This is a genomic window from Microbacterium sp., from assembly GCF_035556355.1.
GTDB lineage: Bacteria > Actinomycetota > Actinomycetes > Actinomycetales > Microbacteriaceae > Microbacterium.
Genome location: NZ_DATMFG010000029.1, coordinates 21358 through 30326, shown reverse-complemented (window position 1 = coordinate 30326; position 8969 = coordinate 21358). Strand labels below are relative to the sequence as shown.

9 protein-coding genes, 1 tRNA gene and 1 pseudogene are annotated in these 8969 nt (G+C 68.6%); 8 read left to right on the top strand and 3 right to left on the bottom strand.

What is annotated here, in order from left to right; all coding sequences use genetic code 11:
• Positions 1 to 580, top strand: a pseudogene (locus VNR19_RS08465) (hypothetical protein); the annotation flags it as partial.
• 223 nt (positions 581 to 803) lie between these two features.
• Here the strand turns inward: VNR19_RS08465 and VNR19_RS08460 are convergent.
• Entirely contained in the window at positions 804 to 1409 is a 606-nt protein-coding gene (locus tag VNR19_RS08460) for a hypothetical protein (RefSeq protein WP_325725787.1), read from the bottom strand.
• A gap of 122 nt (positions 1410 to 1531) precedes the next feature.
• Between VNR19_RS08460 and VNR19_RS08455 the strand changes: the two genes are divergently transcribed.
• From VNR19_RS08455 to VNR19_RS08440, 4 genes are all read left to right on the top strand, one after another.
• Positions 1532 to 1867, top strand: coding sequence for a hypothetical protein (locus VNR19_RS08455; RefSeq protein WP_325725785.1), 336 nt, complete (start codon positions 1532 to 1534; stop codon positions 1865 to 1867).
• Positions 1857 to 2744 (top strand): site-specific integrase, encoded by an 888-nt coding sequence (locus VNR19_RS08450; protein WP_325725783.1) that lies wholly within the window; start codon positions 1857 to 1859, stop codon positions 2742 to 2744. Before VNR19_RS08455 ends, VNR19_RS08450 begins: the two co-directional genes overlap by 11 nt.
• A gap of 88 nt (positions 2745 to 2832) precedes the next feature.
• A complete protein-coding gene (locus VNR19_RS08445; protein ID WP_325725781.1) occupies positions 2833 to 3825 on the top strand; it encodes a tyrosine-type recombinase/integrase in 993 nt (330 codons plus the stop codon).
• Entirely contained in the window at positions 3822 to 5771 is a 1950-nt protein-coding gene (locus tag VNR19_RS08440) for a hypothetical protein (RefSeq protein ID WP_325725779.1), read from the top strand. The genes VNR19_RS08445 and VNR19_RS08440 overlap by 4 nt, the downstream gene beginning before the upstream one ends.
• Before the next feature lie 242 nt (positions 5772 to 6013).
• Here VNR19_RS08440 and VNR19_RS08435 read toward each other — a convergent pair.
• Positions 6014 to 6090 (bottom strand) — tRNA-Pro (locus VNR19_RS08435).
• 124 nt (positions 6091 to 6214) lie between these two features.
• On the opposite strand from VNR19_RS08435, the gene VNR19_RS08430 reads away from it, so the two are divergent.
• From VNR19_RS08430 to VNR19_RS08420, 3 genes are all read left to right on the top strand, one after another.
• A complete protein-coding gene (locus VNR19_RS08430; RefSeq protein WP_325725777.1) occupies positions 6215 to 6799 on the top strand; it encodes a GNAT family N-acetyltransferase in 585 nt (194 codons plus the stop codon).
• A gap of 61 nt (positions 6800 to 6860) precedes the next feature.
• Positions 6861 to 7544 carry a lysoplasmalogenase gene (locus tag VNR19_RS08425; RefSeq protein ID WP_325725775.1) on the top strand — a complete coding sequence of 228 codons (684 nt, stop codon included), beginning with the start codon at positions 6861 to 6863 and terminating at the stop codon, positions 7542 to 7544.
• On the top strand, positions 7544 to 7912 hold the full coding sequence (locus tag VNR19_RS08420) for an RNA-binding S4 domain-containing protein (RefSeq protein ID WP_325725773.1): 369 nt from the start codon (positions 7544 to 7546) through the stop codon (positions 7910 to 7912). The genes VNR19_RS08425 and VNR19_RS08420 overlap by 1 nt, the downstream gene beginning before the upstream one ends.
• A gap of 112 nt (positions 7913 to 8024) precedes the next feature.
• Here VNR19_RS08420 and VNR19_RS08415 read toward each other — a convergent pair whose 3' ends face one another.
• Positions 8025 to 8942, bottom strand: coding sequence for an NUDIX domain-containing protein (locus VNR19_RS08415; protein ID WP_325725771.1), 918 nt, complete (start codon positions 8940 to 8942; stop codon positions 8025 to 8027).
• Positions 8943 to 8969 lie beyond the last annotated feature (27 nt).

Sequence of the window (8969 nt, the reverse complement as noted above, 5' to 3'; positions counted from 1 at the left end):
CGGGCTCCCTCCGCTGCCGGTCGCCGTTGAAGGCGACAAGGGCGGGGCACGCACCGCGGCAGAGTGGAAGGCATGGCAGCTCGCGGACAGGTTTCCGGGACGTCCGCTCGTGTGGGTGGATGACGGCCCCCTCCCGACCCCGCAACTCCAGCGACTGCGGTCCCCGCGCGACAAAGCCCTGACCCTCGTCCACCCGGTCAACCCGCTCGAGGGCATCTCCAGAGAAGACATCGCGGAAGTCGAGGACTGGCTGACGCTGGCCTCGACGAGAAAAGGACAAGAGGAGCTTCGGCGGCGCCGCCGGAATGAGCGGGAGCGGGACCGGCGAGCGCTGGAACGGCGCCTCTGGGGCTCGACCGAGAACGCGCGCCGCCGACGCCGCATCGTGCACCACCTTCAGCAGGAGATCGGCGCCGACTACATCCTCGCCGACACCATCGCGTCGTACGTCGCCCGCCACCCTCAGATCGACCGTGACGAACTGCTGGAGGAGATCGAGCAGTGGGGGCCGGGCCTGGGCGGGATGGACCTCGACCACCTGCTCGACGCGGTCCAGCGGATGGACTCGGGCGGGCTTTGAACGCGACGTCGGTACCACTTCGCGCCCCGCCACGTCTTCGCGCGCGCGGTCGCCGACGCGGAGCTCACCCGGATCATCAGGGACGTACAGGAGCAGGCCCGCGGCACCTACGGGGCTCGAGCGTGAGGAGCGCGAGCGGCCCATGGAGTTGAGGAGCACGATCGGCGGGCGGCATTCGCGCGGCCGCGGACAGTTCCATGCGATCCCGGATCGCGAGTGGTCCTCACCAGGGCGATGAGCCGCCGCGGGTGTTGAGGAGAGCGTGAAGTCTCTCGGCGCGCAGCGGATCGAGCTGGCCGTGTTGGAGCCGGTGGAGTTGACGTCCGAGCCACCGGGCGAGGGCGAACTCGTCCGGGTCGTCCCCGTTGAGCCTGGGTAGGCCGCCGGTCCGGAGCCGGTGGAGGTGGCAGGAGGTGAGGTTGCGGTGCCAGTTCGCTGAGCGGGGGTCCCATTCGAACGCGGGTGAGACCTCGAGCCTGGCCCGCTGGTAGGGGTTGAGGTGGTCTTCGTAGCGGCGTTGGTAGCGGGCCCATTCACCGAGGTGGCGTTCGTCGTCGGTGAGGGTGTGGCGGGCGCGGGTGTTCTCCCGGGCGGCTCGGCCGTGGTCTTCAAAGAACGTTTCGTAACGGTGGAGCGTGGTGATCCAGTTGCTCGGTCGCGCGTGCCGCGGTGAGGCGCCGGTGAGCAGCCGGTGGGCGGCGTCGGAGTATCGGGCGGCGTGGGGGTCGTCGGGGTCGGTGATGCGCCAGAGGGTGTCGGCGAGGGCGTGCAGGTGGGCGTAGTTCAAGGCGGGTGGGTGGTCCTTCCGGGGCACGAAGGTGCGCCCCATGGACCTATGCGCGGTCCGCTGTGGATGCGTGGACACGCGGCGCCGCGGTGTCGTTGTCGTTGAGTCGGCGGAGTCTCCAAGCGGGTGCCTCGTAGGTTGACGGGCACCGGAGGGAGGCCGAGATGGCAGACCGCGGGGACCGTATCGAGCAGCTTCTGGATGAGATGGAAGGCGTGTACGTCGTCGCCACTGACGACGGCACCGCGTACCTGCTGGACCTCGAAGCACGTGAGGTGACCTCGTTCGCCCCTGGCGATACCGCGGCGCCGGGCTCGCCGGGCGCGGAGTGGTTGATGACGCTGGTGACGTGCCGGGTGGGTCAGCCGATGGTGATGCTGCTGGACCGCGGGCTCCCCGGCGTGTGGTTCACCCGCCGCGCCACACGCCCCGTGGCGACGATCACTGCATCGGGCAGGGCGATTGGTCGGTTGGCACGGAGCGGTCGCGATGACACGTGAGCACAAGACCGCGTCTGGGGAGTTCAGGCCGGTGAAGGCCGCGGCCTACTGGGATGTGTTGGAGCCGGTGGTGCGCTCCGCGGTTGCCGCTACGGCCCGTGTGACGGACCGCGATCCACGCGGCCTGTACCCGATCGCTACGGCGTTCGCGCTGTGGGCGTGGCAGTCCAAGGGCCTGGAGTTGGATGCCCGGAGGATGTTTCGCCGGAGTGTGGTGGAGGAGTTCGTTCATCGCGGGATGTCCTCTTACTCCCGCGGGAGTCGGGCGACGTACCGGTCGACGCTGCTGGCGATCGTCGCCGCAGTCACCCCGCCTCAGGATCAGCCGTTCCCGGTCCCCCGCTCCGAGCCCACTCCCCCATACCGTTCAGCGGAGGTTGCGGCATTGCGGAGTTGGGCGAGCAGTCAGGGAAGCCCGGAACGTCGCCGCGATGCGTGGGTTCTCCTCGGGCTCGGGTTCGGTGCCGGGCTCGCGACGAGGGAACTGCTGGCATTGCGGACCGATGACGTCGAGGTCCGTGAGGACGAGGTGAGGGTGATGGTGTGGGAGGGACGGCCGCGGCTCGTGCCGGTGCTCCCCGCCTGGGATAAGCCGATCCGCGACGTCATCGGTGAAGGCGGCGTGGACCGGTGGGTGTTCCGTCCCGGACGGCAGGGGGTGAGGTCAGCGCAGGTGACCGACTTCCTGCACCGCGGTCACACCACGGAGCTGGATGTTCGGCCCGCGAGGATGCGGACCACGTGGATGCTCGCCCACCTGAAGACCGGGACACCACCGCAGGAGCTGCTGCGGATCGCGGGCTTGGAGAACCTCGCCGCCCTCGACCGGATCACCCGGTTCCTGCCGCCCCGAGCGCCCGTCCCGCCGCGCCGCTGACAAGGTGATCCCGGGTTGGTCAGCCATGTGGAAGCAGGTGCGATCGGCTGCCAATCGTTTTTTTCGAGCCGCCGCGTACATGGCCGGCATGAGCAAGAATCTCCGACTCACCGACATTCCCGCCGACTTCGCCGACCTGATCGACAGCTACCCGCAGGTGCCCGACTTCGCCTGGCCGATCATGTTCGGCTACGCACCGAAGAAGGCCCACGCGCCCGGCGCCTGGACCGCGACCCGGGCGTTCACACTGGCCACCGCGGCCGCGATGCTCCCGGACACGTACGACGTCACCCGTCGGCTGATGACCATGACCGCGCACTTCCACATGTGGCTGTGGGCGCGTACCGGGACCGAACTGACCATCCACGCGGTCTACACCCAGAACAACATCGACCGGTACCTCGAGGCGACCCTCAGCAAGCACTCCAAGTCCCACCGGTGGGGTGTCTCCCGCCAGCTGGTGAAGATCGGTCGCGAACTCGCCGACGCGGACCTGATGACCCTGCCCGCCCCTGACGGCAAGCGGCGTCCTCCGTTCACCGACCGCCAGATCGCGTCGATGCACAGCTGGGCGAACTCGCTCACCACCGTCATCAAGAAGCAGAACGCGTGGGCACTGCTCGGGCTCGCCGCCGGCGCCGGGCTGACCGCGGCGGAGATCGTTAGGACTCGCGTCACCGACATCGAGCGTGACGGCGAGACGGTGTTCGTCAACGTCCGCGGTGCGAAGGCGCGCCGGGTGCCGGTCCGCCACGCGTACGGTCGCGTGCTGCGACGCAGCATCGAAGGCCGCGAGCAGTCCGACGAGCGACTGTTCCGGGGGCCGTGGATCAAGGAGTACCCGCCCCGCATCATCCAGACCTTCCTGACCGAGCACCGCGCCAGGGTTCGGCCCACACCGTCAACGCTCCGCACGGGCTGGATCCTCCACCACATCAACAACAACGTGCCCCCGCTGGCGCTCATGGAGGCCGCCGGGATCGACAACTTCCAGACCCTCGGCCGCTTCTATGAGCACGCCACCCCGCAGTCGCTCTCTGACCTGTCCGGCCTCTTCGTTGGAGCGGAGGTGGCCCGGTGACCGCTCACGACGACGTCGACTACCTGGTCCCGGGCTACACCGACGAGCGGGGCGGTATCACCGAGCGGGAGATCATCGGCCGCGGCCGAAGCCTGCAGGTCATTGACGCCGACACCGTGAAGTGGGCCATCGACCGGGTGAAGTCGTCGGGAGTTCTGAGGCGGCTTGAGGAGTGGAAGGCGGAGGACAGCACCACCGATGGCCTCGGCGGCCGCCCAGCGATGATCTCCACCAAGGCGCTCCTCACCGCGCTGCTTCTCCTCGCGCACGAGAACGCACCCATGCACATCCGCCGCGCAGCCCTGCTACTGCAGTACCGTCTGCACCCCGAGTCCCGCGAACTGCTTGACCTTCCCGAAGGCAATGACAGCTTCATCACTCACATCGCGGCTAAGCAGCGCTGGTACGACAACACCATCCGCGCCTACCACCGCATGTTGAGCCTCATGGACCCCTACCCGCAAGAGCGGTACACCTCCAAGACCTATGAGCAGATCCTCGAAATCCTCGAGGCGCACGACCCCGTACGGGCGGAGAAGTACAAGGCACGGCTGGACGAGTTCACCCACCTGTTCCTCCGCATGACGTTCATGCTCCAGGGCCGCAAGCTGCGCCGCGAGTCGATGAAGCTGGATGTCTCCTTCGACCAGACCTACGTGGGCGCGCCCACCACCAAGGGGTACTCCCGCAAGAACCTCAAGAAGAAGGTCGCCGAGGAACGCCGGACCGGCGACTTCGGCAAGCGCAGCCCCGGCTCAGTGGAGATCCATGCGAGCTACCACGCCAAGAGCGGAAAGGGGGAACGCGCCGACTACGCGAAGGGAGAGCTCAACGAGATTGGGCCCGGTCGCGGCGAGTGGACGGACTATGACTGGGGCTGGGTCATGAACCTCATGGTCCGCGTCGATGCGGAATCGCCCGGCTCGAAGCGGTTCCCCCACATCGTCGTCGCCGCGAGCCTCAGCATCCCGAACATGGAGGTCTCCGAGGAAGCCGTCAAGCTCCTTCAGTCGGCCACCAGGCTGGGATTGGCGCCTGGCGTTGCTGACGCGGACAAGCAGTACTGGGCCAACGCGAAGCCGCACCGACTGCTCAAGCCTGCCTTGAAGACAGGCTTCACCCCGTCCACCGACTACCGCGCCGACCGCCTCGGCATCAAGGGCGGTCAGCACGGAGGACTATTCGTCGAAGGTGACGTGTACTGCCCGAGCACCCGCCCGGACTTACTGAGCGCCTCGAAGGACTTCCTCGACGAGATCATCGACACCGCCACGTACCGCGCCCGACTGGAAGAGCGCAAGGCATACCGGCTGCACGTGAAGCAGAAGGCGAAGACTCCCGACGGCAAGGTCCTACTTCGCTGCCCCGCGCTCGGCGCCAGCCCGACCGTAACCTGCCCCCTCCGCGAACTCGCACTGAACGCAGCGAAGAAGAAGCGTCCGCACGTCGAGCCCGAGACGCTGGAGAAGGAGTTCCTCGACACCATCTGCACCCAGCACTCCGCCGCCTTCGACCTCACAGAGATGAAGTCGCCCCCGCAGGCGTTCGACTTCGGCAGCGAGGAGTGGGAAGAGTTCCACGACCACGCTCGCAACACCATCGAGTCCGAAAACAGCCAGCTCAAGGCCTCGGGCGACGAGGACATCGAGACCGCTGGTCGCCGCCGCGTCCGAGGCCCCGCGTCCGCTCAGGTCATGATCACCATGCTCCTGGTCGTTCACAACATCCGGAAGATCGCCGCGTTCCTCAGCGACAGGGAGAAGGAGAAGGCGCGCACCACGCCGCTGGTCAAGACGCTCCGCCGACGCGACCGCGTCTGGGCGAACCGGTATACCAAGACCACCGGCAACGGCGACCTCACCATCCCCTACCGCGGCAAACGCACCTCAGCCGCTGCCGCGGACCGCCTACTCTCCGCAGCAGTCTCCGTGCCGCTGCGGACTTGACGTCCGCTTCGCCCCCTGACACCAGCCGGTGAGAGACCGGCGACCCGACGCTCACCCAGGACAATCCAACGCGCCCGAAAACGGGCGCTTTCCGCGTTTACGGGCCCGCCAAGCCCGACTCAGCCCCACCAAGACAGAATCCGACCGTCACCGAGACCTGAAAACGAGAAGGGCACCGGCTCGAAGCCAGTGCCCTTCTCGTTTCTCGACCCTTTTGCCATCGGTTCTACCAACAGCCCATGTGGTCGGGATGACAGGATTTGAACCTGCGACCCCTTGACCCCCAGTCAAGTGCGCTACCAAGCTGCGCCACATCCCGATGCCCCCGCCGGAGCGCGGACAACTCCCCCATCCTACCCGGTCGCGCGAGCGGTCGCGAACCGAGGGCGGCGGGGCGCGGCATCCGTCTTCACTGTGTCGGATGCCGGGACTAGCGTCGTCGCATGCCCCGGATCGAAGTCCTCCCTGCCACCGCTGACCGCTTCGGCGATGCCGAGCACGCGTTGACGGGAGGCGGCGACGGGCGCAGCTGCCAATGCCAGTGGTGGACGCTCACGAACGCCGAGTTCAACGCGACGACGCTCGAGCAGCGCACCGGTCTGCTGCGCGAGCAGATGGGCGAGAGGGTCCCGCCGGCGCTCATCGCGTACGTCGACGGTGAGGCGGCCGGGTGGGTGCGGGTCAGTCCTCGGACTGTCCAGCCGCGGTTGCAGCGCACGAAGGAGTACGCCTCACATACGCGGGAAAACTGGGACGACCCGTCGGTGTGGGCCGTGTCGTGCTTCGTCGTGAGGCGCGAGTACCGCAGGCAAGGGCTCAACCGCCGTCTGCTCGAAGCCGCCGTGCAGTTCGCGCGTGAGCAGGGTGCTCGAGTTCTCGAGGCGTACCCGCGCGACCCGCGTGAGGTGAAGCAGTCGTCGAACGAGCTGTACCACGGCGTGCTGTCGGTATTCGAAGACGCCGGGTTCGAGACGGTGGCACGACCGAAGGCGGGCCGCGCGATCGTCGCGCTCGACCTCACCCGCTGACGACGCTGAGAGGCGTCGCGCATGCGACGATGGATCGTCCGCGCGCTCGATGAGGAGGATCATGCGACGGCTCTGGATCGGATTCGTCCCCTATGCGATCGTGTCGATCGTCCACGTCGTGGCTCTCGCGTTCGATGCAGACGCGGTCGCGGCCCCCACGAAGCTTGCGCTCATGCCCCTCCTCGCACTCGCCGTGCTGCTCGGCGGCAGAGGCTCGCGATGGGGCGCCCCCTACTCGTTGCTGCTCACGGCGATCGCGTTGTCGTGGCTCGGCGACGGGGCGGGCACGTTCTTCCCGTTCGCGCCGACGCTGCCGATGATGCTCCTGTTCTTCGGGCTGGCGCACCTCTGCTACATCTGGCTCTTCTGGCGCAAGCTCGCCGTGAGGCGTGTCCCGCCGTGGGCGCTCGTGTACGCCGTGTGGTGGGGCGTGCTCATCGCGGTGCTGTGGCCGTACCTCGGCGGACTCGCGATCGCGGTCGCCGTCTACGGGCTCGTGCTCGGCGGCACGGCCGTCGCGGCCTCGCGCTGCCACCCGCTCATCGCGTGGGGTGGGGCGTTCTTCCTCACGTCGGACTCGATCCTCGCGTTCCGGTTGTTCCTGCCCGACGCGATGCCCGGCTGGACGAGCCCCATGGTCATGCTCACGTACACGCTCGGCCAGGGACTCATCGCGGTGGGCGTCATCGTCGCCGACCGCATCGCCACACGAAGAGAAGAGTCGGCGGTGCAGGAGGTCGCGTAGTGGCGGAGTCAGCGCGCGTCGACTCATGGCTGTGGGCGGTGCGGATCTTCAAGACCCGCACGGCGGCGACGGCCGCGTGCCGCGCCGGGCATGTGCGGGTCAACGGCGAGCGCGCGAAGGCCGCGCAGCCCGTACGCCCGGGCGACGAGCTTCGCGTGCGGATCCAGGGATTCGACCGGATCCTCGTCGTCAAGCAGCCCATCACCAAACGCGTCGGCGCCGCGGTCGTCGCCGAGTCCGTCGAGGACCGCACTCCTCCCCCGCCGCCCCGTGAGCTCACCGGGTTCGTGCCGGTGCGCGACCGCGGGGCTGGTCGGCCGACGAAACGGGAGCGGCGGGAGATCGACCGGTTGCGGGGGCGAGGCTAGGCGCGCTTCGACAGGCTCAGCCACCGCGCCCCGGGCCCTCAGCGAGGAGCGAAGCGACGAGACGAAGGCAGCACGAGACGCTTCGTCTTGCTCAGCGACCGGGATGGGGCGCTCACCGGCGGGTGGCGGGATCGGTCAGTTGGTCGAGCAGCCAACGCGCACCGCGCACGGTGGCGCCGGCATCCGTCACGCGTCCTGCCAGCTCGCGATCGCTCGTCACCACCGTCACCTCGCGGTGCTGCTCGACGAGCCGAGAAGCCTCCGCGACGATGCGGTCGTCGCCCGAGCCCTCCGCGCGCACCACGGCGACCGCATCATCGTCGGCCACGGCCTTCGCCTGCCCCTCGACGACGATCGTCCACTCCGGGAACCACACATCCTCGGGCAGGTCGAGCGCTGCCGCGTCGACGCCCGTCGCCGCGAGTTCTCCGAGCCGTGAGATCAGCCGCTGCGCGGCGCCCGCACGATCGCGCCACCATCCGTCGGGTACCGATCCCACGACGTTCGCCGCGTCGACGACGACAGCTGGCCGCACGCCGAGCACCTCGCGCAGGTGCGACCACGAAGCCTCGAATGCCGGATGCAGCGGCCGGTCCTCCACTTCGTCGGCGGGCACCCACGCCAGCTCGCGGCTCTCCGGGTCGGTGATCTGCGGTTCGAAAGGCACCACGACATCGCCCACGAGCGTCGTGTAGCTCCAGTAGCCGAGGTCGAACACGCTGAGCAGCCGCGGCCGGATCGCGCCCGCCGGGACGCCGGCCTCCTCACCCGCTTCGCGAAGCGCGCCGTCGCACGCCGACTCCCCCTCGTGGCGTGCACCGCCCGGCAGCGCCCACGTGTCGCCGAAGTGACTCCATGACACGCGATGCTGCAGCAGCACGCCGCGGTCGGGATCGATCGCGAGAAGTCCTGCCGCCCCGTACTTGCCCCAGTACCGCTCGCCGGTCGGTGCGACGACCCACGCGTCACCGGGGTTCCGCGGTCCGAAAGGACGCCGCGGCTCGCCGGGTGCGGGGGGCTCGATGGTCACGTGTCCAGACTTACACACCCACCCGGG

Excerpts from the sequence above, each read along its gene's own strand:
- VNR19_RS08425 (WP_325725775.1), top strand. The coding sequence starts at position 6,861 with ATGCGACGGCTCTGGATCGGATTCGTCCCCTATGCGATCGTGTCGATC.
- VNR19_RS08445 (WP_325725781.1), top strand. The coding sequence starts at position 2,833 with ATGAGCAAGAATCTCCGACTCACCGACATTCCCGCCGACTTCGCCGAC.
- VNR19_RS08460 (WP_325725787.1), bottom strand. The coding sequence starts at position 1,409 with ATGGGGCGCACCTTCGTGCCCCGGAAGGACCACCCACCCGCCTTGAAC.
- VNR19_RS08430 (WP_325725777.1), top strand. The coding sequence starts at position 6,215 with ATGCCCCGGATCGAAGTCCTCCCTGCCACCGCTGACCGCTTCGGCGAT.
- VNR19_RS08450 (WP_325725783.1), top strand. The coding sequence starts at position 1,857 with ATGACACGTGAGCACAAGACCGCGTCTGGGGAGTTCAGGCCGGTGAAG.
- VNR19_RS08455 (WP_325725785.1), top strand. The coding sequence starts at position 1,532 with ATGGCAGACCGCGGGGACCGTATCGAGCAGCTTCTGGATGAGATGGAA.